Origin of the sequence: Maribacter cobaltidurans (assembly GCF_002269385.1) — a bacterium.
GTDB classification, from domain to species: Bacteria; Bacteroidota; Bacteroidia; order Flavobacteriales; family Flavobacteriaceae; genus Maribacter; species Maribacter cobaltidurans.
This window is the reverse complement of the sequence record NZ_CP022957.1, coordinates 1,527,230-1,550,808: the sequence shown is the minus strand read 5'-3', so window position 1 is coordinate 1,550,808 and position 23,579 is coordinate 1,527,230. Positions and strand designations below refer to the sequence as shown.

At 41.4% G+C, this 23,579-nt stretch carries 24 protein-coding genes; 6 read left to right on the top strand and 18 right to left on the bottom strand.

Features of this window, described 5'->3' with window-relative positions:
• Positions 1-5: 5 nt before the first annotated feature.
• The 7 genes from CJ263_RS06660 to CJ263_RS06630 all read right to left on the bottom strand — a co-directional run bounded on the left by CJ263_RS06660 (position 6) and on the right by CJ263_RS06630 (position 5,729).
• Entirely contained in the window at positions 6-470 is a 465-nt protein-coding gene (locus CJ263_RS06660; RefSeq protein WP_094996550.1) for a (2Fe-2S)-binding protein, read from the bottom strand.
• 96 nt (positions 471-566) lie between these two features.
• Positions 567-1,169 (bottom strand): flavodoxin, encoded by a 603-nt coding sequence (locus CJ263_RS06655; RefSeq protein ID WP_094996549.1) that lies wholly within the window; start codon positions 1,167-1,169, stop codon positions 567-569.
• Positions 1,166-1,549, bottom strand: a complete 384-nt coding sequence (locus CJ263_RS06650) for a helix-turn-helix domain-containing protein (protein WP_094996548.1) — start codon at positions 1,547-1,549, stop codon at positions 1,166-1,168. Before CJ263_RS06650 ends, CJ263_RS06655 begins: the two co-directional genes overlap by 4 nt.
• A gap of 42 nt (positions 1,550-1,591) precedes the next feature.
• A complete protein-coding gene (locus tag CJ263_RS06645) occupies positions 1,592-2,716 on the bottom strand; it encodes an aldo/keto reductase (RefSeq protein WP_094996547.1) in 1,125 nt (374 codons plus the stop codon).
• A gap of 44 nt (positions 2,717-2,760) precedes the next feature.
• Complete coding sequence (locus CJ263_RS06640) at positions 2,761-4,380, bottom strand: carboxylesterase/lipase family protein (protein ID WP_094996546.1); 1,620 nt, start codon at positions 4,378-4,380, stop codon at positions 2,761-2,763.
• A gap of 30 nt (positions 4,381-4,410) precedes the next feature.
• A complete protein-coding gene (locus CJ263_RS06635) occupies positions 4,411-4,857 on the bottom strand; it encodes a nuclear transport factor 2 family protein (RefSeq protein ID WP_026810978.1) in 447 nt (148 codons plus the stop codon).
• A gap of 26 nt (positions 4,858-4,883) precedes the next feature.
• On the bottom strand, positions 4,884-5,729 hold the full coding sequence (locus CJ263_RS06630) for a DUF4440 domain-containing protein (RefSeq protein WP_094996545.1): 846 nt from the start codon (positions 5,727-5,729) through the stop codon (positions 4,884-4,886).
• 360 nt (positions 5,730-6,089) lie between these two features.
• Between CJ263_RS06630 and CJ263_RS21235 the strand changes: the two genes are divergently transcribed.
• A complete protein-coding gene (locus tag CJ263_RS21235; RefSeq protein WP_158657220.1) occupies positions 6,090-6,188 on the top strand; it encodes a hypothetical protein in 99 nt (32 codons plus the stop codon).
• A 37-nt stretch (positions 6,189-6,225) separates the two neighbouring features.
• On the opposite strand, the gene CJ263_RS06625 is transcribed toward CJ263_RS21235, so the two are convergent.
• The 6 genes from CJ263_RS06625 to CJ263_RS06600 are packed head-to-tail and all read right to left on the bottom strand — an operon-like array spanning position 6,226 to position 11,105.
• A complete protein-coding gene (locus CJ263_RS06625; RefSeq protein ID WP_094996544.1) occupies positions 6,226-6,657 on the bottom strand; it encodes a putative quinol monooxygenase in 432 nt (143 codons plus the stop codon).
• A 4-nt stretch (positions 6,658-6,661) separates the two neighbouring features.
• Positions 6,662-7,756: an alpha/beta hydrolase gene (locus tag CJ263_RS06620; RefSeq protein WP_199768173.1), complete on the bottom strand. Its 1,095-nt coding sequence runs from the start codon at positions 7,754-7,756 to the stop codon at positions 6,662-6,664.
• A gap of 39 nt (positions 7,757-7,795) precedes the next feature.
• Complete coding sequence (locus CJ263_RS06615; protein WP_094996542.1) at positions 7,796-8,287, bottom strand: cupin domain-containing protein; 492 nt, start codon at positions 8,285-8,287, stop codon at positions 7,796-7,798.
• Positions 8,284-9,342: an alpha/beta hydrolase gene (locus tag CJ263_RS06610; RefSeq protein ID WP_094996541.1), complete on the bottom strand. Its 1,059-nt coding sequence runs from the start codon at positions 9,340-9,342 to the stop codon at positions 8,284-8,286. The genes CJ263_RS06615 and CJ263_RS06610 overlap by 4 nt, the downstream gene beginning before the upstream one ends.
• 4 nt (positions 9,343-9,346) lie before the next feature.
• Positions 9,347-10,087, bottom strand: a complete 741-nt coding sequence (locus CJ263_RS06605; RefSeq protein WP_094996540.1) for a carboxymuconolactone decarboxylase family protein — start codon at positions 10,085-10,087, stop codon at positions 9,347-9,349.
• A gap of 34 nt (positions 10,088-10,121) precedes the next feature.
• Positions 10,122-11,105 carry an aldo/keto reductase gene (locus CJ263_RS06600; protein WP_094996539.1) on the bottom strand — a complete coding sequence of 328 codons (984 nt, stop codon included), beginning with the start codon at positions 11,103-11,105 and terminating at the stop codon, positions 10,122-10,124.
• A 231-nt stretch (positions 11,106-11,336) separates the two neighbouring features.
• On the opposite strand from CJ263_RS06600, the gene CJ263_RS06595 reads away from it, so the two are divergent.
• Complete coding sequence (locus tag CJ263_RS06595) at positions 11,337-12,248, top strand: helix-turn-helix domain-containing protein (RefSeq protein WP_094996538.1); 912 nt, start codon at positions 11,337-11,339, stop codon at positions 12,246-12,248.
• Between the two features lie 223 nt (positions 12,249-12,471).
• On the opposite strand, the gene CJ263_RS06590 is transcribed toward CJ263_RS06595, so the two are convergent.
• The 5 genes from CJ263_RS06590 to uxuA form a co-directional block, all read right to left on the bottom strand.
• The gene (locus CJ263_RS06590; protein WP_094996537.1) at positions 12,472-13,692 is read right to left on the bottom strand and encodes a site-specific integrase; all 1,221 of its coding nucleotides are present in this window, start codon (positions 13,690-13,692) and stop codon (positions 12,472-12,474) included.
• 513 nt (positions 13,693-14,205) lie between these two features.
• A complete protein-coding gene (locus CJ263_RS06585; RefSeq protein ID WP_188669462.1) occupies positions 14,206-15,516 on the bottom strand; it encodes a TRAP transporter large permease in 1,311 nt (436 codons plus the stop codon).
• Positions 15,517-15,990, bottom strand: a complete 474-nt coding sequence (locus CJ263_RS06580; protein WP_094996536.1) for a TRAP transporter small permease — start codon at positions 15,988-15,990, stop codon at positions 15,517-15,519.
• Entirely contained in the window at positions 15,990-16,997 is a 1,008-nt protein-coding gene (locus CJ263_RS06575) for a TRAP transporter substrate-binding protein (protein WP_094996535.1), read from the bottom strand. The genes CJ263_RS06580 and CJ263_RS06575 overlap by 1 nt, the downstream gene beginning before the upstream one ends.
• 9 nt (positions 16,998-17,006) lie before the next feature.
• The gene (uxuA, locus tag CJ263_RS06570; RefSeq protein WP_094996534.1) at positions 17,007-18,203 is read right to left on the bottom strand and encodes a mannonate dehydratase; all 1,197 of its coding nucleotides are present in this window, start codon (positions 18,201-18,203) and stop codon (positions 17,007-17,009) included.
• 498 nt (positions 18,204-18,701) lie between these two features.
• Between uxuA and uxaC the strand changes: the two genes are divergently transcribed.
• The 4 genes from uxaC (at position 18,702) to CJ263_RS06545 (ending at position 23,576) form a co-directional block, all read left to right on the top strand.
• On the top strand, positions 18,702-20,099 hold the full coding sequence (gene uxaC / locus CJ263_RS06560; protein ID WP_094999140.1) for a glucuronate isomerase: 1,398 nt from the start codon (positions 18,702-18,704) through the stop codon (positions 20,097-20,099).
• Positions 20,100-20,123: 24 nt separating this feature from the next.
• Positions 20,124-21,164, top strand: a complete 1,041-nt coding sequence (locus tag CJ263_RS06555) for a sugar kinase (RefSeq protein WP_094996532.1) — start codon at positions 20,124-20,126, stop codon at positions 21,162-21,164.
• 112 nt (positions 21,165-21,276) lie between these two features.
• On the top strand, positions 21,277-21,954 hold the full coding sequence (locus CJ263_RS06550; protein WP_094996531.1) for a bifunctional 4-hydroxy-2-oxoglutarate aldolase/2-dehydro-3-deoxy-phosphogluconate aldolase: 678 nt from the start codon (positions 21,277-21,279) through the stop codon (positions 21,952-21,954).
• 173 nt (positions 21,955-22,127) lie between these two features.
• On the top strand, positions 22,128-23,576 hold the full coding sequence (locus CJ263_RS06545; RefSeq protein ID WP_094996530.1) for a tagaturonate reductase: 1,449 nt from the start codon (positions 22,128-22,130) through the stop codon (positions 23,574-23,576).
• The last annotated feature ends 3 nt before the right edge of the window (positions 23,577-23,579 follow it).

Sequence of the window (23,579 nt, the reverse complement as noted above, 5' to 3'; positions counted from 1 at the left end):
TTTGATTAAACGTTTTCCGAACTAGCGGCTGTTTTTATTGCTTTTTTGATTCGCGTATACGTTCCACACCTACAGATATTCCCGTTCATAGCGCTTTCAATTTCTTCGACCGACGGATTGGGATTCCTTTTCAACAAGGCCGAGGCCGACATTATCTGCCCTGCCTGGCAATATCCGCATTGGGGTACATCGATTTCCAGCCAAGCTTTTTGTACAGGATGATCACCATGTTCCGACAGTCCTTCAATGGTCGTGATTTTTTGCTCCCCAACAGCCGAAACAGGTAATTGGCAAGAACGTACCGCATTGTCACCTAAATGCACCGTACAGGCACCACATTGAGCGATACCGCAACCATATTTAGTACCTACCAATTTAATATGGTCTCTTAGTACCCATAGCATTGGAGTATTTGAATCAACATCTACACTGTGTTCCGATCCGTTAATATTTAAGTTGAATATTGCCATTTTTAAAAAATTTACTTAAAAATAAAGATTATATATTGGGTGTTGCCTACGAAATTCAAACAGTTTTAACCTACTTTGTCAAAATCCTAATTGTTTTTAGTTTATGATAGTCAGGGGTTTAAGCTTTTCAAGCCATTCCACAAGTAATTCCTTCACTTCTACTTTACGGTTCCCTTTTATGGCCAAGTAAATTCCATCTCTCTCAATACCCCCGGTTACCGAAAACCCTTCTAAAATGTTGCAATCGGAGCAAAGGCTTTCCACCGTTCGAAAGGTACTGCCAATACCGTACCCAGCATTGGTGTTAAAAGGAATGACCGTTTTATCCTTAAGGTCGTGCCGGGTCAAAAAGCTTTTAATTGGTGGAGGCAGTTGCATTCCCCATGTGGGGAAGCCTAAAAAAACGGTATCATACTTGTCCATATTTATCTGTGTTTTTAGGGGCGGAAGAAACCCGGTACGATTTTCTTCTGCCACTTGTTCCACAATCGACTTGTAGTTTTGCGGATAAGGATTTTTTAATTCCAGTGCCACCAGATCACCGCCCACATTTTCATGGATCATTTCGGCCACAACCTTAGTATTGTTTGTTCTTGATAAATAGACAATCAATATGTTGTCCGCTTTATTCTCGTACCCTTGGGCACTACACCATACGGATACCAAGAAAATAATAAATAGTAAACGAGATATTATCATTTTTTAATTTTCAATTTTCTGAAATCTGTTGGCGTATGTCCTACATGTTTTTTAAAAAAGGTGCTAAAATGATTTACTTCCCTAAATCCTAAGACTGTAGCTATGGTAGTAATTGACCAGTCATTTCTTTTGAGCAATGCCCTTGCTTCCTGAATAAAACGTTCATTTATATTTTGGGTAGTCGTTTTTCCAGTATACAACTTGACGGACCTATTCAAGTGATTTACATGAATATTTAAAATATCCGCAAAATCTGAGGCTTTGCGCAACTTTATGGGTTGTGTGTCCTCTGTAATGGGGAATTGTCCGCTCAGTTGCATCAAAAAATTTTGGGCTATTTGAATATAGGTTTTTTGATTTGTTGAGAGGGACGAATCCATATTTTCAATATCGATAACTACAGTTTTTTTTGACGTATTCTTCTATTGATCTACCAAGGCAGTTTCCGGCCCACGGACACCTACCAGTTGTATCTTCTCCAAAGCATTCCTGAATTCCTTTAATTCCGTATCGGAAAAAGTAACGTTCAGTGCACCTTGGTTCTGTTTCACATGATGCAGTTTCGTAGTTCCTGGAATAGGAACAATAAAAGGTTTTTGTGCCATGACCCACGCCAATGCTATTTGGGCCGGAGTGGCATCCTTTTTTCGACCCCATTCGCGTACCAGCCTGAGCACCTCCATGTGAGCTTCAATAGCTTCCGGTGTAAAATAGGGCACTTGAGATAAGCGGGAGTCACTAGAAAAACGGCTATGCTCGTTAAACTTATCGCCTAAAAATCCACGACATACCGGTCCCCATGGCACGAACCCTATGCCCAATTCTCCACAGGTATCTATTACTTCATTTTCAAGGGCACGCTGAATAATGGAGTATTCGCTCTGAAGGGCAGCAACGGGCTGCTCTGCATGGGCCTTTCGTATGGTCGTTGGTGAAACTTCGGAAAGTCCAAAATGGAGCGCCTTCCCTTCCTTGATCAAATCCTTAACCGTTCCGGCAACGTCCTCAATCGGAACGTTTGGATCCAAACGATGCAGATACAACAAATCGATACGATCGGTACGAAGGCGTTTCAACATGCCCTCTACAGTGCTTTTAATATGCTCTGGCTTGCTATTTCTACCTGCCCTTTTTCCATTTGAAAAGTCAAACCCAAATTTACTGGCAATGACCACGTTGTCTCTAATAGGTTGCAGTGCCTCACCTACTAATTCCTCATCAGTAAATGGGCCGTACACTTCGGCAGTATCAAAAAAGGTAACGCCCAAATCATAAGCCCCACGAATTACGGGAATCATATCCTTGGTATCTCTTGGTGGATTGTAGCTGCCACTTTTCATGCTCATACAACCCAACCCAATTGGCGATACTTCCAATGCGCCCAACATTCGCTTTTCAGGGTTGGAAGCTGCTTTTAAACCCTCAATTGTACCAGGTGAATTTTTCTCATTGGCAAAGGCCATTGGGCCTGCCACTATACCTGCTCCCAAAAGGGCGGATTTCGAAATAAAATTTCTTCTGTTTACTGAATTACTTTTCTTTTCCATACCAATATGCTGTTATCGTAATATTTTAAAACCCAATAAATGGACTAAATTCCTCGTGATTGTAGTTTGTTTCTAAGTTTGACACCCTTTTCAACGACATCCAATCTGGCTTTTCTTGGGTCTGGTTTTCCAACGGCTTCACCATCTAACTGTATATCCATGATTTCACCTTCATTTTTAGTATAGACTGGCCAGTTTGGTAATCCATCTCCATTCGGGTTTCCGGTCTTGGCGAAATTTACCCAGTATCCGTTCATAAGTTCCGCCACCTTCTTGTCCTCTGGAGTGGTCTCGGGATTGCCCCAACGTGCATCAAGATTATTAAACACATAGCCAACTTCGGAACCATGGCCGGCACCATATTTCATTCTTTCCTTCATAGGTTCGGGTACAAACCCAAAATGGTAAATAAACGTGGGTTCACCTTGTTCCGCGAAAGCTCTTGCGGCAAAACGTCCTGGTTCTCCCCACACCCAATCGGTATTGAACTTGGTAATCACCTCTTCGAATGCTTTACTTCCATCAGGATCATAGGCAGCTTGTGCTTCCTCCTTAAACTCGCCAAAAAGTGAAAATAGTTCTTCTTTTGTTTTACTGTTGTTGACAAAACTACCTCCGATTTCGGCGCTGTTAGAACCGATCATCAACGGTATTTGCATTTGTCTACCAGCGTTGTAGGCACTTTCGGCAGTTTCCGTTACCAATTTGCCGTCCAAAATCGGCCCGGAATAGATTCTAGGGCCTCCTTCACCATCCGTTTCTTGACCGCTATCCACAATTTCTTCCACTGGCAATGCGCGCAGGTTGGTCAAGGCATCGGCATCCGTACCTTCTATTCCGTGTTTTTTGGCAAAGTTGATACCAATGGTTTCTGCCGATAAGGGGTAAAAAGCACTTGCATTTTCTTCCTTTATTGGCCTTCCGGTAAGGACACCATCTCGGGCACCACCAGATTCGCTAATGGCTTTATGAAAAAGTCCTTTTGCATCTGGAATGGTCATCAAAGAATGTACGGAAACCCCTCCGGCAGAAAAACCAAAAATTGTCACATTATCTGGATTTCCGCCAAAGGCAGCAATGTTCTTTTGTACCCACTGAAGTGCCGCAATCTGATCCATATAAGCATAGCTACCCTTGTGTTCTTCAGGATGTTCTGCACTTAAAGCAGGAAATGCAAAATGGCCCAAACGCCCCAAACGGTAATTAATGGTGATTAAAACCACTCCCATCTTCGCAAATTCATCACCCGCGATTCCAGCTCCGGAACCACTTCCTCCAACAAAGCCTCCACCATGAATCCAAACCATGACCGGCAGGTTCGCACCCGAATTTACATAAGCGGGTTTCCACACATTCAGGTACAGGCAATCTTCGGATGAACCTTCACTAATGGTTCCCGGGGCACCGCCCCATCCGGACTGTGCGCAGTTTGCACCGTACTCCGTAGCATCCAATTCACCTTCCCAGTGGGATAATGGTTGAGGGGCTCTCCAACGAAACTCACCAACTGGAGGAGCCGCAAAGGGTATTCCTTTAAAGCTATCAACACCATCTTCATAGACGCCTCGAATTACCCCTAATTTGGTCTTTACTTTGGGTGTACTTTCTTGCGCGGAAATAGTAACTCCAAGGAGTACCAACAATCCTAATATGTATTTTTTCATTTGAGTGTTTATTAAGTTGCGTTGTTCAAGTTATTCCCTTGTCATTGTTTTGCTAAAGGTCAGATCGGCCAATTTCCAAGTGTTATCCTCCTTTACATAAACCTCCGTTACCATAAAGGGATTGGTCACTTCATTACTGCCTACTACGGCCAAGAGTGTAATTTGGTTCCAAAGTATAACGGTATTATCATTCAAGACTTCGACCATGACTTCATGGACATCAGCTTTTTTATAGTGGATGAACCCACCTCTAATGATTTCTACTTCGCGGTCCTTTCCCCATGTGCCGCCCATGTGGACGAACTTGGCTTTATCATGAAAAAGGCCTTCCAATTTATCGGCATCCTTATCGGCCATCCATTGCCATTTATGAATGGACAGCTCTCTGATTTCCTTTTCTAAATCAGTCGATTGGGCAAGGGCGACTTTTCCTGTGATGAGCATAACTAATAGACTTAGTATTATTTTCCTGTTCATTTTTATAAATTATTTGTTCTGAAGTATTAATGCGCAATTTCATGGGTATCACGAACGCTGCTAAAGGTAAGGTCCAATAATTTCCAATCGTCGCCTTCTTTTTTATAGAATTCGGTCACGGTAAATTCATTGGATACATCGTTACCACGAACATGGGCCGTAAGTGTTATTCTGTTCCAAAGTACCACGGTATTGTCATCAAAAGTTTCCACGACCACATCGTGTACATCGGCATTTTTATACCAAATACTTCCCGTCTCGATGATTTCCAATTCCCTGTCCTTTTTCCAGGAGCCGCTCATGTGTACAAACCTTGATTTGTCATGAAACAAATTGGCCAACTTGTCCACATCCTTTTCGGCCATCCATTTCCATTTGGCTTTAGAAAGTTCCTTGATCTCATTTTCAAGACTTGAATTGTTAATTTCAGGAAGCGGTATTTTGTTATAATCCTCAACACTAAGTTCATCTGTCCATTTGGTAGGTGTGCTACCACCTATCGCCAAATAGGTCACTGCACTTTTAGGAGTGGCACCATGCCAATGTTCTACGTTGGGAAGGCATTTGATAACGTCACCAGCTCGCATCACTTGTACTTCCTTTCCTTTTTCCTGATAAAAACCAACGCCGCTAGTAATCAACAATTGTTGGCCGTCTGGATGTAAATGCCAATTGAGAAATGCTCCAGGTGCTGAAACCGCTTGGGCTACGTTATGTTTAAAAGTTTCATCGGCATCTACAACATGCGTAAGCCAAATATCACCTGTATGGTGTACGTTTTTCGCTTTTGCCCCCATCGGAAAAATAGCTTCTTGCGCAAAGGAAGATATGCTTAGCATACCTATAAACAAGCCTATCAATAATGCTCTCATTTTGTTTTATTTAATTGATTTAGATTATAAATTACCTTTTCCAAAGCTATGGTATAATTCATAGGATAGGCTTACCACAATTACGGATTCACCTACCATTATTACGGATTACAGGGGTATAAACCCTTTGTTCACAAAGTATTAACTAAATTCGAACAATAGTTTTCTTCTCTGTCCAACACAAAAGATTAGATATGGGTCGATGATTATTGTTCCGAATTTAAATTTAGGTACAGGGTACCCACTGAATGGTGAACTTGATTTAACTGAAAGAAATTAGATGAAAGAAAAACATTCAGTGCAACCTTATTCATGTAGCGAAACAAAAAATATCCGACCCCTGATAAATCGTTAAATAAAATTGCATGCGACCTTGGTTTTAAATATCCACAGCATTTCAAAAGACTTTTTAAGAAAATGGTGGGGTATATCCCTCAGGAGTATCGCATGTTGAACTAATAGTTTCCAGCATCCAAAGTTATTCGCCCATTTCGAACTAGAACTTGTATTTTTTAAAAACCATCGACATCGATTCAGGATCAATAGCTTCCATATCAATCAGTTTTAAATCTTTTACCATTTCTGCTGTGGTTGTTTTATACTTTTGAAAATGAGGTGTTTTCAAATGCAATTCGTAAGCCTCCTTATTGGCATAAATTTCCAAAAGTCGTATCTGTGTAGGATTTTGCTTTTGAAACATGGGGTAAATGCAGATTACCCCGGGCTCCAGCCTAAGTGATGCTTCCGATTCCTCTTTGAGTATCTCCAAATATTCATCCAGATAGTCCGTCCCAATTTCAAGTTCCGCAATGCGAACCATCATTTTCCCTTGATCAGCATCGGCTTTTAGGGCATCATCGCTTTGCCCGAAACCAAGTAAAGACAGATGCAGTAATACCAATAACAGCCCCAATTTTTTAGTCAGCATAGTGTCATTTTTTATCCAACCCTTTTTCTTTTAGCCATTCCGCTAGCAGTACGGCCACCTTTTCATTGTTCAGGTCGGACATCGGAAAGTGCGTATTTCCCTTAAGACCCTTTTCTGGAAGGTGTACCAAGGTGGCATCACCCCCATGCTTATTCACCGTTGCCGTCCAAAGCTTTGCCATTTGCAAGGCGGCTCGCCATTGTTCCTGACCAGGGTGCGCTACAGGTTCGTTGGGTATATAATCCCCATAATAGATAACAATGGGTATTTCCGTCAATCGGTTGAACTCTGTCATCGGTACGCTTCTCGCACTTAAAGCTCCTCCCACATAGTGGATGGTCTCGGGGACTTCGCCTTCCGGAAAGACAAAATTACTACCGGGTTCATAGGATGCAATGCCTTTGATGTTCCCATTTTTTAAGGCCGTCAACCAACCTTGACCGCCACTATGGGAATGGGTGACCAAAACACCTGGTCCAATCTTATCGAACAGCGTGGAAACCGCCTCTATGTTAAGGTTAATGTTCAATGGTCCCGTATCCGGGGTAATTTGCCTAAAGAACTGGTTCAGCGCCTCTGGGTCTTCGGAAAACTGAACATCTGGATAAAATGTGCTTCCCGTCCCCAATCTGAATATCCCAAACCACAATTGATCATCCGTGGCTGCCGAAATCGTAGTAGGTTCCGTACTCCTCCCTGATAATCCTCTACGGGGCTGGTCAATGAGGTATATGGGAAAATTACGTCTTAAAAATAGCGTTTGAAACCCCTCCCTGCCATCTGGGGTCGTTTGCCAGGTACGCATGCTCTGTCCATACCCATGCCAAAAAACCAAAGGTAATTTTTTTGCACTATCAGGAATTTGATAAAAAACAGTGGCATGGTCTCCATGCAAGGTTTGTCCTTCGGTAGCCTGATTGGAAGGATTAAATGCGCCATGGGCAACTGGGTCAAAAGTACCAGGGCTGGTTTTAACGCTACCACCCACGGTAAAACTGCCTTGTTCTACAAGGGTAATGGGCTGCTTTTGAGCATAAACGTCATTTACCAATAATTGAACCATTAAAAGCAATAACAATGTTGTCTTGATATTTTTCATCATTAAGATTTTATTAATTTAAAAGTATAGAGGTACTTCTTAATTTCCATTTAAATATTGTTCTTCGGTCACAGGATCTAGCCATTCCGTCGGACCGTCAACTCTACTTGTTATAGCGATTTGTATAAACGGTTTTTCTGCGCTTGCACCGTGCCAATGCGGAGTGTTTGCAGGGCATTTGACCACATCGCCTTTTCGTAGTATTCTTTTCTCACTACCTTTTTCCTGATAATAGCCTTCGCCATCTAAAGACATAATAATCTGTCCGTTGGGATGTGAATGCCAGTTGGACCTAGCCCCGGGATCAAAGGTTACCGTTCCCACTGAATTTTGGTTCACACTATCCGCCATCACTTGCATATGTACCCATACATCCCCAATGAAATTATTGTTCGTGACCTTTTCCCCTTTAGGGAAAATCAATTCTTGTTGGGAATTCAAATCGACGGTTTGATTTTTCTCGGCTGCTTGCTTACAGGAAAATATAAACGTTCCCATCAATATAATCGCTAAAAGATTTTTTCTGTTCATAGGTCTGTATTTGAAAGATGGTTTTGGTAAAAGTCCACTAATTTATTTACGGCTTGATTCACATATTCTGGCTTCCAATAGGTTTCTATATGCGTTGCACCTTCGATAAGGAACAATTCCTTGCTTTTCGAATTGGTCGCCTTTGGAAAAGCATCCAAGGTCAAATATAATGTTTGGGCATTGCTACCGGCGATCATTAATAAAGGTTGGTCTATGAGGTCAATATCGTCGGTAGCATTCCAGGCCATTAAATCCATTAAACTGCTTGTGGTGTAAAGAAACGTCGAATTGGGATGGGCGTGGGTTCTAAAATAATATTCATAGCCTTGACGATAAAAAAGCGTTGAAACTTTTGCTAGTTCTTCGTCGGTAATACCGTCTACTCCGGAATAAACAATTTCGCCGCCTCCAGCCTCCTGTTCTCTTGCCTTTGAAGCTTGCTTTAGCCTTTCTTGAATGGTCGAAATCTGCGAATTCAAAAAGCCATTTTTTCGTACAATTCCTGTATTGAACATACTCAGGGTTGCCACTGCTTTAAACCGTTTATCGGATTGAACCGCTTTCAACGTATAGCCTCCGCCGCCACAAATGCCCAAAGCACCTAAACGTTCTCTATCGACCCCAGGATACTGTGAAATAAAATCGGCCATTCCTCGGATATCTTCTGTACGAAATTGGGGTTTGTCCATATGGCGTGGCTGGCCCCCACTTGCACCCTGATAGGCAGCATCTGCCGTAATGGTAATATAACCGGCCTCTGCCAAATGCTGTGCATATAGGCCTGCTGTCTGTTCTTTTATCCCTCCGTTAGGATGTGCAATTGTTATTGCCGGATATTTCTTTGTTCGGTCATAATTGGCTGGTGTATAAACATTTGCCGCAATATCGATTCCGTTCAGTTTATACCTAACGGGAAGTATGTTGACTTTTCCATCCACATTCTCCGTAATTGCTCCCTCATATACCAATCCAAAAGGATTTTTCTCGCTTTGTGCCCTAATCGTCTTATGTATTGATAGCATACTCATTAAAATAAATAATCCTAAATATTTCATTTCCTTACTGCTTTTTAGATTCCAATAATTCGTTCAATACTTTTTTGGCCGAATCGATTTTTTCTTGATCTACATTTTTCCCCACCACATCCATCAATTCCTTTAATTGAATTGGCGTAATTCCTTGAATCAAACAGATGTTCATGTGCGAATGCAGCATAGGCTCCACACCGCCGATGGTTGCCAGAACGGAAACCGTGACCAGTTCCCTTTGCCGATAATCCAAAATGTCTCTGTCGAAAATATCCGCAAACAGATGCTCCTTCAAAAAGACTTCGATAATCGGGGCGAATTGGGCATAATCGGCCGGAGGACCGTCCAATTTGGCCTGTACCAAGGTTTCCAAATTCGCTTTGCCCCGTTCGTATTTTGTACGATTATCTTCTATTGGGGTAGCTTCCGCTCCTAGCTGATCTTCCACCCCTTCCGCCTTGCGTTTGTCCAAAACTTTGATAAACGTCCGTAAACCACGCAAGCTCCTTGGAAATCCACAATAGGCATATAGATGCACCATAACTTCCTTGATTTCTCTTACGGTCAATCCTGCATCCAGACCTTCCGTTAAAGCGGATTCCAAAGTTTGCAGGTCGCCTTTTGCGGTGAGTGAGGCAATGGCAATTATGGATTGTTGCTTCGCATCCAAATTCACGATTGTATTATCCTTGGATTGGGCATTCACATGATTTGTGACGCCAAGAAACGCAGTAATCACTATGGCAATACCAATTGTTATAAGCTGTTTCATCCTTTTGCTATTATTTTTAATTTTTCGCTACTTACTAGCGGTTTATCATTTTCTGGTTCGCTTCGGAATAGCGTTCACCCACCAAATCAATCTTTGAGGTGGCCTCCGTAATTTGTTGCAGTTCCCCATCTGTAAAAGAAATACCGGTCGCCCCTAAATTTTCTTCCAGCCTTGAAGACTTTGTAGTACCGGGAATGGGTACGATCCATGGTTTTTGGTAAAGAATCCAAGCCAAAGCAACTTGTGCCGGAGTGGCCTCTTTTTCCTTGGCAAAAGCCGTAACCAAATCTACCAAAACAAAATTATCCCTCAGGTTCTCTTTGGAAAATCGAGGCACGGTACTTCTAAAATCATTATCGGAAAAACTGGCGTTCCTATCTATTTTGCCTGTCAAAAAACCTTTCCCCAAGGGACTAAAAGGTACAAAACCGATACCCAATGCTTCCAATACGGGCATGATTTCTTCTTCCGGCTCCCGCCAAAACAATGAATATTCGCTTTGCAAGGCAGTAACCGGTTGCTCCGAATGTGCTCTTTTGATTACTTCGACACCTGCTTCGGAAAGTCCAAAATGTTGCACTTTTCCCTCAGCTATCAAATCCTTAACCGTACCCGCAACTTCCTCAATGGGAACCTTTGGGTCAACCCGATGCTGATACAATAAATCTATAGTATCTACCTGTAAACGCTGTAAGGAAGCATCCACCATTTTCCGAATAGTGTCAGGACTACTATCCAAGCCCGTCACTTTTCCATCTTGATAACCAAATCCAAATTTGGTGGCTATGTGTACCTGATCTTTAAACGGTTTTAAGGCCTTTCCTACCAATTCCTCATTAATATAAGGCCCATACACTTCGGCGGTATCAAAAAAGGTGACCCCCATTTCTACCGCTTTTCGGACGACTTGTATCATTTCCTTTTCGTCCTTCGCAGGGCCATATCCAAAACTCATCCCCATACAACCGAGACCGATATCTGATACTTTCAGATTCTTTCCTAATGTTCTTGTTTTCATTTTTTATTTTTTAAAGATTATCCCAATCAGTTCATCATGTTTTAAACTTTACAGATAAAAATAGTGGCCGAAATCTTGTTCCCTTTTATCGGTTTGATACAAAAGTAGTGGGTCAAAAACCAAATAGGCTTACCCAAATTACGGTTATACCTACCACTATTACGGATTTTCCAATAACCGTTTGAATTACTGGTAATCAATGGCTTATCTTTAACAAAAAATTAGAGGTTAATGAAAAATGTACTGCACATCGACACCGTTGGAGATTACCTTAATTTGAGAAAACAAGAGGTGTTGCACCCTCTAGTGGGTATTGTTGATTTTGAGGACGTAAACAAAGAAGGCTACGAAAACAAAGACTATGATGCCTTCCATTATAATTGCTATGCTGTTTTCTTGAAGGATGCCAAGGGATGCAAAATGCATTACGGAGGGAAGCCATACGATTATGATGAGGGAACCCTTGTCTTTATGGCTCCCGGTCAAACCATTGAATTAAGCGGTTTTGACCCTGATTATGTGCCCAAGGGGTATGCAATACTATTCCACCCTGATTTATTGATAGGTACGGAATTGGGAAAAAAATTGCATAGCTATAGTTTTTTCTCCTATTCAAGTAACGAAGCACTCCATCTTTCCAATAAAGAACGAAAAGTGATTCTAAGTTTGATCGAAAAAATACAGTTTGAGTTGGAACAAAACTTGGACAAGCACAGTAAAAAGTTGATCGTAGCCAACATTGAACTCTTTTTGGATTATTGCACTCGTTTTTATGATAGACAATTCATTACACGAGAGGTAGAAAATATAGGTTCTTTGGAGAAATTCGATGTTTTGCTGAGCCAGTACTTTTCATCAGATAAACCACAAAAGCATGGCACTCCAACTGTGGGTTACTTTGCGGATCGCTTGCACCTTTCGCCCAACTATTTTGGAGATTTGGTGAAAAAGGAAACGGGAAAATCTGCCCAAGAGTACATCCAGAACAAGCTGATAGAAGTTGCTAAGGAACGCGTATTTGACCCATCAAAATCTTTAAGTGAGATAGCATATGAATTAGGGTTTAAATATCCACAACATTTCACAAGGCTCTTTAAACAAAGGGTAGGACATTCGCCCAGTGAATTTCGGAATTTGAACTGATTTTTCAGTTAAAAAGAAAATAGGATAGAGAGTAGGGTTCTTTTTATTTTCAAACTCATTTTCAAAACTACAATTCTTTAAAATGGCCGATTTACGGCACACTTTTCCTAGTCTAGACGAATTTTGTGAAACGTGTCCCATTAGCCGTCTCTTTTAGTAGTTTCATTAAAAATGTTTTTACGAGACTTTTAATTCGTCGAATATATAATTGATTTGAGGGTCTTTAGAGAACATTCATCTCCTCTTGATAGGTATCTAGAACATTGCTTGGAAGAGATTTTAGGTAGATCTGTGTAGTAGATAATTTACTGTGGCCTAACATCGAGGAAATTGCCGGCAAGGGAATATTCTTAAATAGGGCGTGGGTAGCAAAGCTATGCCTTGAAACATAAGAGGTTAAACGCTCTTCAATTTTGCAAAGCTCCGCGATCTTCTTAAGGCCTTTGTTATAATTTTTTAATGCCCATTGCGCATCTTTGTATTGAAGTTCTAGCGAATCTCTCTTTAGAATTGGAAGAATAAAGTCTTTTCTTTTCTTTTTGGTGGTATAGAATTTTAAAATCTCCTGCATTTGCTCAGTGACTTTAATATCGTACATTTTAGATGTTTTCTTACGCTGGAATTTGATTCTGCCGTCCACAATATTCTCCTTTCGTAGAAACGCCATATCAATAAAGGACATGCCCATGGTCATGTAGGAAAGAAGAAAATAGTTTCGGTAATGAAATAAGGAATGTTCCTTACTTAAATCCAGCTCTAAAATTCTTTTGATATACCTTACCTTTATTGCTCTCTTTTCAGTTGGATTCGTTCTAATTTGATATTTGTAAAAAGGATAATATTCCCTCTCTATTATATCGTCCTTAATGCCTTTGTTATATATCGCTTTTATAGTCCGCATATAGGAAGCTAAACCATTTTGGCTATTACCAGGTTTTGATAAGTGAAATCGTTCGAAGCGTTTTAAAAAGTCATGGTTCAATTCGTTGAACTTTAAATCCTTTTGTTTTGTGAACACTTTTAGGATACTTATCACCCCTTCATAGTTTCTGGCAGTACCAAAGCGCTGCGCAACCCTTAATTCCTTAGCTTGATTCAGACCATATACATAGAAAGAATCATACTTCGTTTTTCGAACTATTTTATCTTTTAACTGCTTAACGGATAAAAAATCCAGTTCTCCTTTGTAATGCAGTCGGTTAACAATTTCTTGAGCTTTGGCCAGTTCTGTGAGGAGCAGGTTGTTCAAAAAATTTACAGATTTCACCCCTTTATAGGAACGTTTTACCTGTTTTTTTGAATCGTCCCAATACATTTTTTCTACGGATTGGCCAGTGGCAATCGAAGTGGTTTTTTGAAAGTGACCCAACCGAATAATTATAGGGAATGAATTATCCTTTCGTTTTCTTCGGGTATCCAAACTTAGGCTTAAACTCGTCTGCATATTTTAAAGGTAGATAAAAATTTGCACATAATTTGCACATAATTTGCACATAAATATACGGTTTCAAATCAGTTTATAAAAGATTAAATTTTATTAAAAAACTAATAAACAATTAATTATGAATTGAAACATATCAATATGTATCCATAATCCGACCGCTGTTAATCAGAGGGTCCTTGGTTCGAGCCCAAGAGGAGGAGCAAAAACAAAAAGAACTGCACGAAAGTGTGGTTCTTTTTTTTTACCCATTGGCGGCAAGAAGTTTACCCTGAGCATTTCGGCTACGCTCAATATAAACTTTGTCGAAGGGAGCCCAAGCCTGTACTGAGTATTTCTGTTTCGTTTAAAGTAAACGTATACAACAGATTGCCCAAGAGGTAGGTGAAAACTTTTAAATCTAATCGACTATACTTCAGTAATATTTTTGTCTTTAGAAAATCAAAATGCATTTAAAAGAATACTATTTATTTTCCAGCTAAAAACAGTATTGGGTCTCATTCTGGTATTTTGGCCTTAATCGATCAATCCAAAAAATTGGGGCAGCCACAATGATATACCAGAAAAATAAGTTATCAAAAATAATACAAGAACCATAGCCAACAAAAGCGGTATTAAGGGTTTAATAACCTTGCCAACCGGTACTTGGGCCACGCCACTGCCCACAAAAAGTAAAGTACCCACCGGGGGGGTACAAACTCCAATACACAAATTCAATACGATCACCATACCAAACTGTACGGGATGCATCCCAAGCGCCATGGCAACGGGAAGGAAAATAGGAGTAAAAATTAGAACCGCGGGCGTCATATCCATAAAAGTTCCTACGATGAGCAATATTATATTGATCAAAAGGAATATCAGTATGGGATTACTTACGGAGTCTACCATGAGTCCCGTAAGCAATTGCGGTATGCCCTCAAAGGAAAAGACCCAGGACATGGCCATGGAAGTGGCAATCAAGAACATGACAATGGCCGTTGTTTTGGCACTTTTCAACAAAATTCCCCTAATATCCCTAATACGTAGCTCCTTGTTCAGGAAACCTAAAAAAGCGGCATATACAACGGCTATGGCCGCAGCCTCAGTCGCTGTAAAAATACCGGCAACGATTCCTCCAACCACAATAACCAAAAGCGTAAGGCTGAGAAAGGCTTCCTTAAAATGAATAAAAAGCTGTTTAAAACCTACCCTATCTGCCTTGGGTAACTTCTTCTTTTTTGCATAAAAATAGACCATGATCATAAGTGCAAGGCCCACCAAAATACCGGGGATATACCCTGCCACAAATAGGGCGGCCACCGATGCCGTTCCACCACTTGCCAATGCAAAAATGATGAGTACATTACTGGGCGGTATCAATAGGCCCGTAGTGGATGAACTAATGTTTACGGCGGCACTAAATTGCCTGGGATAGCCCTCTTTTTCCATTTTGTCAGTTAGGGTACTCCCAATGGCCGATGCCGCGGCTATGGCCGAACCTGAAATCGCCCCAAATAGCATGGCTGAAATGATATTCACATAGGCCAGTCCTCCTGGAAGACTGCCTATTAGGGATTTGGCCAAAGCAATAAGCCTATTGGCCACGCCCCCACGGTTCATGAGCTCCCCGGCCAGGATGAAAAACGGAATAGCCAGGAGCGCAAAATTATCTATACCAGTGGTCATACGCTGGGCCACCGTAGTTACAGAGGGGTTAAAGGCCATATTGATAATAAGTACCAAAGTAGTGGAAATGCCTATGGAGTAGGCCACTGGTACCCCATAGAGCAATAAGAAGGCAAAACTTACAAAAAGGACCAAAACACTTATAAGTTCTATACTCATTTATATTCTATTTAGTTGTTTAAAGTTGTACCAAGAAAAGAACATGATGATAAGACCACATAGGGGCACAATACTGTACACATACCCTAAAGGTAAATGAAGTGCAGAGGAGGTTTGTCCCAACCGAAGTGTAGTATAAACCAAATTACCACCGCCAATGACCATAACTACCAAGGCAAAGACGGCCATACTTATTTGGATTACCTTTTGTCTTCTTTTTCGTTTGGCCTCAGGCAATTTTAAAAGCAAAAAATCCATGGACAAATGACCTTCTTGCTGTCCGTTGATATAGGCTGCGCCAAGTACCGTTAGCCAAATCAGTGAAAAACGTGCGAATTCCTCCGTAAAGGAACTGGATTGGCCCACGACATAACGGGATACCACCTGCCAAACGACGTCTATTACCAACAAGCCGAAGATAATTACTAAAAGGCTTTCGATTATTTTGTTGATGAGGTTGTAGGTTTTTTGCATTATTCTGACCGTATTTTTTCAATTACCGCTTTCATTTTTTCATCCTTCATCATTTTCTCCATGATCGGAGCGGCATTCTTTGAAAATTCGCTTTTATCCGGGTATAAAAATTGAACATTGGCCTTTTCCAACACCTTCATATTTTCTGCCACCGTTTCTTTCCAATATTGTTTTTGCTTTGCTACACTTTCATCGGCAGCTTCCTGAAGCCATTCTTTTTCTATATCGCTCAATGTTTCCCAAAAACGGGTCCCAATCACTACCACATCGGGTACCATGGTATGTTCATCGAACGAATAATATTTACAGACCTCGTAATGGTTACTGGTAACAAAGGATGGGATGTTGTTTTCCGCTCCATCAACCACATTTTGCTGTAAGGCGGTATAAAGTTCGCCATAGGCCATGGGGGTTGCGGAACCGCCAAGGGTGTTTACCATATCAACGGACATTTGGTCGTTCATGGTCCTAATTTTCATCCCCTCTAAATCCTCTGGACTTTTTATTTGATGGTTCTTGGCATAAAAGCTTCGGGCCCCGGCATCATAGAAACATAGCCCACGTAGTAAATATTCCGTACTACTCATCAATAGTTCCTTCCCAATTTCACCTTCCAATACTTTGAACAGATGTTCCCTGTCCCTAAATAAATAGGGAATACTGGTTACCTGGTAATCCGGGGCAAAGTTGGATAGGGAGGCCGCGCTTACCTTTGTCATGGAAATGCTTCCTATTTGTAGAAGTTCCAGGACTTCGCGCTCTGTTCCCAGTTGTCCATCAGGAAATACCTTTATTTGCAATTGCCCGCCTGATTTTTTGGCCAGGGATTCCTTCATGTCCATAATGGCCCTGTGAACTGGATGGGTAACAGGAAGGGAATGTGCAAAATAGAGCACCTTGGTGTTCGTTTCCAAAGCGCAGGATTGTAACAAAAGCAAAGTACATACCCACAAAATCCTTGTGCGTATTCCTTTCCAAGCGATAGTGTACATTTTGTGAATCAACATTATGTTTTTTTATACATCCAAGCTTGCCCGTACGCCCATTTCCAACCCGGAAAGTTGGGCAAGTCCCATGGCTCTACCAATGAGCGAGTAACCGGAGTAAAATTCCTGCTGGCGCTTTTTATCATCCAACAAAACATGTCCATGATCTGGTCTCATGGGTATGTCCACAACGCCATTTTGTGTCATATGTCGTTTTTGTTGCTGTTGTACGATGGCCTTCATGACCTTTTGCATAGGTACGGAACCACTAAGATGGTCGGCCTCATAAAAACTGCCATCTTGGTCACGGGATACGTTACGGAGGTGTATAAAATGAATCTTGTCCCCAAAATCCTCAATGATCTTCACCAAGTCATTGGTTTCCGATGCACCCAAAGAACCGGAACAAAAGGTTAGCCCGTTGCTGGGGGAAGGACAGCATTCCAGCAAAAACTTAATATCGTTATAATTGGAAACTATACGGGGCACTCCAAAAACGGAAAATGGAGGATCATCCGGATGTATGGCCATGCGTACCCCCAACTTTTCTGCCTCTGGAATCACCGCGTTGAGAAAATAGGACAGGTTTTCCTGAAGTGTTTCCTTTTTTATACCCAGTACGGTTGTGTGGTTCTTTTTAAACTCGCTTAAATCTATTTCTTTTCTGGAACCTGGCATACCGGCCAGAATAGCTGCTTTTAGATTCTTTTTTTCTGAATCGGACAAGGCTTCAAAATAGGTCTTTGCTTCTAGATACTCCTCTTTTGAGTATGACTCTTGGGCTCCTTCGCGTTCCAAGATAAAAAGGTCAAATGCCGCTGCTGAAATAGGACTATATCTAAGGGCCGAGGCTCCGGTTGGCAAAATATAATCGAGATCGGTGCGGGTCCAGTCTATGAGTTGCATAAAATTGTAGCATACGTTATAAATACCGTGGGCCGCCAAATTTTTCAAAGTTTCTATATAATTGGATATATACAGATCCCTTTCCTTGAGTCCGTACTTGATGGCCGTATGCACATTCACACTTTCCACCACGGACCATTCCATACCATGGTTTTCTATTTGAGCCTTAAGTGCCCCAATGGTGTCCTTGGGCCATATCTCGCCCAACGGTACTTCCTGGCAGGCCGCCACTATGCCTTGTACGCCCAATTGCCTTATCTCTGCTAACGATACACCAAAATCGGGTCCAAACCACCTAAATGTCTTCTTTAGATTTTTCATTCTTTCATTAAAAAATATATGTTATCCTCTTTTTCAAAGGTAGGTCACAATATACAGTTTTATGGTCATTTCCAAAGCATGGCAAAAGTATTAGAGATGTTTTCAGTAAAGAAAATTTATTACAACTATGGTGTTGAAAATGCTTTAAACAACAAAATATCAAGGTAGTAGGTCATAAAGCGACACTGTTTCAAAAACCCTAAGTCCAAACATACTGATTATCAAAAATTGCTATTATATACTGAGGCCTCTTGCTAAGGGAAAGCATTATTGCCCATCTCAAATAAAACCTAAATTTAAGGCGGACACTGCCATGTTGGTTGAATAATATAGAGACAACAATTAAATTTAACAAAAGCTCCAAAATATGGAATAATCCAATGAAAACTAAGCCTGGGTACCTCCGTATAGTACCAAAATCATTAATTTTAGCTATTTGGACAACATCCATTGTTAAAAAAGGATGAAAACCGAAGGACCAACCTTAAAAATGAACTTATGAAGTCCTTTATGGATAGCGACTTTTTATTGGAGAATGAATACTCCAAAATACTGTATCATGAGTACGCCCATGATATGCCAATTATTGATTATCACAATCATTTGTCACCTGAAATGCTGGCAAATGATACCAAATTTGACAATTTGAGCCAGGCATGGCTTTATGGAGACCATTACAAATGGCGGGCCATGCGTACCTTGGGAATTTCTGAGGAATTTATTACGGGGAATGCGAAGGACCGAGAGAAATTCGAAAAATGGGCGTACACGGTACCTTACACCATGCGAAACCCACTATATCACTGGACCCATTTGGAACTGCAGCGCTATTTTAATATCTCGGAAACTTTATCGTCGGATAACGCTATACAGATTTATAATCAGGCCAACGATCATTTAAAGGGTGAAGATTTTGGGAGTAGGGGATTGATCACACAAATGAATGTTGAATTTTTGTGCACCACGGAGGACCCCACGGATACTCTAAAGCATCACCAAACGTTGGCACTAAGCAATTTTAAAACCAAGGTGAGCACGGCGTTTAGACCGGATAATGCCATTTTCATTGAAGCGGAGGGTTTTGTTGACTATTTGGAAGAACTTTCGGAAGTTTCTGGGGTTGCCATTAAGAGCTTTGCCACCTTGTGCGATGCGCTTGAAAAAAGAATAGCATACTTTCATACCCATGGTTGCAGGATAGCGGATCACGGACTTCCCCATATGTACTTCGCTTCCTTCAATGAACATGATCTGAACACCGTGCTGAACAAAAGGTTTGACAGCAAAACCATCAGCAATGATGAAATGCATTCTTTCAAGTGTGCCATTCTCTTGTTCCTTTCGCGGAAATATCATGAGTATGGTTGGGTGCAACAATTTCATTTAGGGGCTTTAAGAAACAATAATAACAGGATGCTGGCCCAATTGGGACCTGATACCGGTTGGGATTCAATAGGGGATTGGCAGCAAGCGGAAGCTTTATCCAAGTTTTTAAATGAGCTGGATACCCATGACCAACTATGTAAGACCATAATCTATAATATCAACCCAAGGGATAATGAAATGATGGCGAGTATGATCGGTAATTTTAACGACGGTTCTATCCGGGGAAAGATCCAGTTTGGGTCCGGGTGGTGGTTCCTTGATCAAAAGGATGGTATGGAAAAGCAGATGAACGCACTATCCAATATAGGGCTGTTGAGTTGCTTTATTGGGATGTTGACGGATTCTAGGAGCTTTCTCTCGTTTCCACGTCATGAGTACTTTAGAAGAATTTTGTGCAATCTCATCGGAAGGGATATTGCCAATGGGGAGCTCCCCAATGACACAAAATGGCTAGGTAAAATGGTACAGGACATCAGTTATAATAATGCAAAGGAATATTTTAATATTTAAAACAATTTTCAATCTAAATTCATAATGAAAAAAGTAGTTACTTTCGGTGAGATCATGCTACGATTGTCACCTCCCGGTTTTTTAAGGTTTTCCCAAGCGAACGAATTCGATGTGGTATATGGTGGGGGAGAATCCAATGTAGCCGTTTCTTTGGCCAATTATGGTGTGCCCGTAGAGTTTGTGACCCGCCTACCTAAAAATGATATTGGTGAGTGTGCGCTTATGGAAATGCGTAAGAGGGGCGTAGGCACCAATAAAATTGTGTTCGGTGGGGACCGTTTGGGTATCTACTTTTTGGAAACCGGTGCGGTAAGTCGTGGAAGTAAGGTAATATATGATAGGGCACATTCCGCAATTGCGGAAATTAAATCGGGCATGATCGATTGGGACGATGTGTTTGACGGAGTAGAGTGGTTTCATTGGACGGGTATAACCCCGGCTATTTCCCAAGGTGCCGCCGATGTTTGCCTGGAAGCGGTAAAAGCCGCCGATAAGAAAGGGATTACGATTTCTACGGATTTAAATTATCGTGCAAAGTTGTGGCAATATGGGGGCGACCGTGAAAAAATAATGACGGAACTTACTTCCTATTGTGATATCATCTTAGGAAACGAAGAGGATGCCGAAAAGCATTTCGGTATACATCCGGAAGGCCTGGATGTCCATAAAGATGGGGCAGACGTGAAGGCAGAAGCTTTCCTGTCCGTATGCAAGCAGATGATGAAGAAATTTCCAAAGGCCAAAAAGGTGATTACGACCTTAAGAGGTTCCATATCGGCCTCCCATAATACATGGGCTGGGGTACTTTGGGACGGTTCCAAGATGTACGAGACCCGTCAGTACCAAATTACAGATATCGTGGATAGAGTCGGTGGGGGCGATTCCTTCATGGGCGGACTCATCTATGGCTTGATGAAGTATGAAGGCGATGACCAAACCGCATTGGACTTTGCCGTTGCCGCTTCCTGTTTGAAACATACGATCAAGGGAGATGCCAATTTGGTAACGGTCGATGAGGTCGAAAAGCTGATGGGAGGAGACGCCTCCGGTAGGGTGGCGAGATAGGCCTAAACAAACCCCTCCAAAGGAGTATGATGAATAGATTTATGTTTAAAATTGAGTATTAATAGTTAAAAAAATGAAGTTCTTCACTTTGGGAAGGATTTAGGATGGGCTTATGGCAAAATATTCGAGATTGGAAGTGGCTGCGGTCATGAAGGAAACAGGCATGGTGCCCTTGTTTTATCACGCAGATATAGAATTAGGTAAAAAAGTACTGAAGGCCTGTTATGAGGGCGGTGCCCGTCTTATGGAGTTTACCGCCAGGGGGGACTTTGCCTTTGAGGTTTTTTCCGAGTTGAACAAGTATGCCCTTAAGGAACTACCCGGAATGATCATGGGTGTTGGTTCCATTACAGATGCCGCCGCTGCCAGTATGTTCATGCAAATGGGAGCTAACTTTATCGTAACTCCTTCCCTGCGGGAGGATATCGCCCTTGTCTGTAATAGAAGAAAGGTACTTTGGTCTCCAGGTTGTGGTTCACTGACTGAAATCAATAGGGCCGAGGAACTGGGTTGCGAAATTATAAAGTTGTTTCCAGGTTCTACCTATGGCCCCGGTTTTGTAAAGGCAATCAAAGGGCCCCAACCTTGGACCAGCATCATGCCCACAGGTGGTGTAAGTACCGATGAGGGTAACCTGAAAGGTTGGTTCGACGCCGGGGTGACCTGTGTAGGAATGGGTTCGCAACTTATTGGCAAGGAAGTACTGGCAAATAGGGATTTTGATGGACTTACTAAAACGGTCAAGGATACTTTGGCCCTTATCAAATCCATAAGAAGAGTAGAATCTTAGAAGGAATTCCAGGTATTTATTACTATTTTGATGAAATTATTGTGTTCGGCACTCTATTTCCAAAATTAGATAGTGCGTTTTACCAAGGAATTGTTGTCCTTTTCCAAACGAATTACAGTAAGATTATTATAAAACTTTCGCAGGGTCTTGGAAGAAACTATCCATAGAATTTTATGAAAAATCTAAATAGGGAATTTAATAATAGCGTAAATAATTTACCCATAAAAGTGGTCCAGTTTGGAGAGGGTAATTTTTTGCGTGCGTTTGTGGATTACGCTTTTCAAGTTTTGAACGATGAGGTAGGCTTCAATGCCGGTGTGGCCGTGGTGCAACCCATTGAAAAAGGTATGGTATCCTTGCTCAACGAGCAGGACGGATTGTATACACTGTTTACCAAAGGTATTAAGGATGGGGCTGAGGTTCAGGAAAAGATACTTGTTAAGAATATTATCAAAGGTATTGACCCTTATAAAGATTTCAAAGCATTCTTGGCCTTGGCGAAGGAAAAAGAACTCGAGTTTGTCATATCCAACACCACCGAGGCCGGAATCAGCTTTGATGAAAATGATACGCAGGAAATGCAGCCTCCCAATTCATTTCCGGGAAAGTTGACCCTTTTTCTGCATGAGCGATTTCAATATTTTAAGCGAAGCAAGGATTCAGGGTTGACCGTTATTCCATGCGAGTTGATCAATTACAACGCAGATACCCTAAAGACCATCATCCTAAAATATATAAGCCTATGGGGGCTTTCCGGGGACTTTAAACACTGGGTGCTTAATGCCTGTACTTTTCACAATACCTTGGTAGATAGGATTGTCCCGGGCTATCCAAAGGATGATATTGAGGAATATCATGGTCAATTGAATTATAAGGATAGATTGATTGTCAGTGCCGAAGCCTTTTTCCTATGGGTAATAGAGGGTGATGCCTATTTAAAGGAGAAACTGCCATTTCATAAGACCGATTTGGATGTACGCATTGTTCCAGATATGCAACCGTATAGAACAAGAAAGGTACGGATATTAAACGGGGCACATACGGCCATGGTACCTTTAGGATTGCTCTATGGTAATGAAACTGTAAAGGATACGGTAGACGATTCTTTCACTGGTACCTTTATTCATTCCCTAATATTCGAGGAAGTAATTCCTACGTTGGAAATGGACAAAAGGGAATTGGAGGATTTTGCAAAGGATGTCCTTGACCGTTTCAGAAATCCGTTTATCAAACATCAATTGTCCAGCATCGCGTTAAATTCAATCTCCAAGTTTAAGGTCAGGGTACTGCCAAGTCTATTGGAATATGTTCAATTAAATAAAAGGCTGCCATTAAAAATGGTTTTTGCCTTTGCTTGTTTAATCCGATTTTATCAAGGCCAATGGAAGGGTGTGGATTTGCCATTGAATGACGATGCGGCTATTATTGATAATTTTAAAAAGCTCTGGGATCTTCCCAACCTGTCGAATACCGTTCATCAGGTATTGGGCAATACTTACTATTGGGATACCGATTTAAACAACGTGGACGGCCTCTCTGAAGCCATTGAGTTGGCCATAAACCATTTGGAAGCAAATGGTGTAGAGGAGGGATTCACGAAATTTGTGGACAGCTATAAATAAAAG

Bases quoted from the DNA above. Each gene is read 5' to 3' on its own strand.
- CJ263_RS06545 (WP_094996530.1), top strand. From the start codon at position 22,128: ATGAAAAATCTAAATAGGGAATTTAATAATAGCGTAAATAATTTACCC.
- CJ263_RS06655 (WP_094996549.1), bottom strand. From the start codon at position 1,169: ATGATAATATCTCGTTTACTATTTATTATTTTCTTGGTATCCGTATGG.
- CJ263_RS06605 (WP_094996540.1), bottom strand. From the start codon at position 10,087: ATGAAACAGCTTATAACAATTGGTATTGCCATAGTGATTACTGCGTTT.
- CJ263_RS06640 (WP_094996546.1), bottom strand. From the start codon at position 4,380: ATGAAAAAATACATATTAGGATTGTTGGTACTCCTTGGAGTTACTATT.
- CJ263_RS06660 (WP_094996550.1), bottom strand. From the start codon at position 470: ATGGCAATATTCAACTTAAATATTAACGGATCGGAACACAGTGTAGAT.
- CJ263_RS06635 (WP_026810978.1), bottom strand. From the start codon at position 4,857: ATGAACAGGAAAATAATACTAAGTCTATTAGTTATGCTCATCACAGGA.
- uxaC (WP_094999140.1), top strand. From the start codon at position 18,702: ATGAAGTCCTTTATGGATAGCGACTTTTTATTGGAGAATGAATACTCC.
- CJ263_RS06610 (WP_094996541.1), bottom strand. From the start codon at position 9,342: ATGAAATATTTAGGATTATTTATTTTAATGAGTATGCTATCAATACAT.
- CJ263_RS06630 (WP_094996545.1), bottom strand. From the start codon at position 5,729: ATGAGAGCATTATTGATAGGCTTGTTTATAGGTATGCTAAGCATATCT.
- CJ263_RS06550 (WP_094996531.1), top strand. From the start codon at position 21,277: ATGGCAAAATATTCGAGATTGGAAGTGGCTGCGGTCATGAAGGAAACA.
- CJ263_RS06575 (WP_094996535.1), bottom strand. From the start codon at position 16,997: ATGTTGATTCACAAAATGTACACTATCGCTTGGAAAGGAATACGCACA.
- CJ263_RS06580 (WP_094996536.1), bottom strand. From the start codon at position 15,990: ATGCAAAAAACCTACAACCTCATCAACAAAATAATCGAAAGCCTTTTA.
- CJ263_RS06645 (WP_094996547.1), bottom strand. From the start codon at position 2,716: ATGGAAAAGAAAAGTAATTCAGTAAACAGAAGAAATTTTATTTCGAAA.
- CJ263_RS06555 (WP_094996532.1), top strand. From the start codon at position 20,124: ATGAAAAAAGTAGTTACTTTCGGTGAGATCATGCTACGATTGTCACCT.
- CJ263_RS06650 (WP_094996548.1), bottom strand. From the start codon at position 1,549: ATGGATTCGTCCCTCTCAACAAATCAAAAAACCTATATTCAAATAGCC.
- uxuA (WP_094996534.1), bottom strand. From the start codon at position 18,203: ATGAAAAATCTAAAGAAGACATTTAGGTGGTTTGGACCCGATTTTGGT.
- CJ263_RS06620 (WP_199768173.1), bottom strand. From the start codon at position 7,756: ATGAAAAATATCAAGACAACATTGTTATTGCTTTTAATGGTTCAATTA.
- CJ263_RS06585 (WP_188669462.1), bottom strand. From the start codon at position 15,516: ATGAGTATAGAACTTATAAGTGTTTTGGTCCTTTTTGTAAGTTTTGCC.
- CJ263_RS06590 (WP_094996537.1), bottom strand. From the start codon at position 13,692: ATGCAGACGAGTTTAAGCCTAAGTTTGGATACCCGAAGAAAACGAAAG.
- CJ263_RS06600 (WP_094996539.1), bottom strand. From the start codon at position 11,105: ATGAAAACAAGAACATTAGGAAAGAATCTGAAAGTATCAGATATCGGT.
- CJ263_RS06595 (WP_094996538.1), top strand. From the start codon at position 11,337: ATGAAAAATGTACTGCACATCGACACCGTTGGAGATTACCTTAATTTG.
- CJ263_RS06615 (WP_094996542.1), bottom strand. From the start codon at position 8,287: ATGAACAGAAAAAATCTTTTAGCGATTATATTGATGGGAACGTTTATA.
- CJ263_RS06625 (WP_094996544.1), bottom strand. From the start codon at position 6,657: ATGCTGACTAAAAAATTGGGGCTGTTATTGGTATTACTGCATCTGTCT.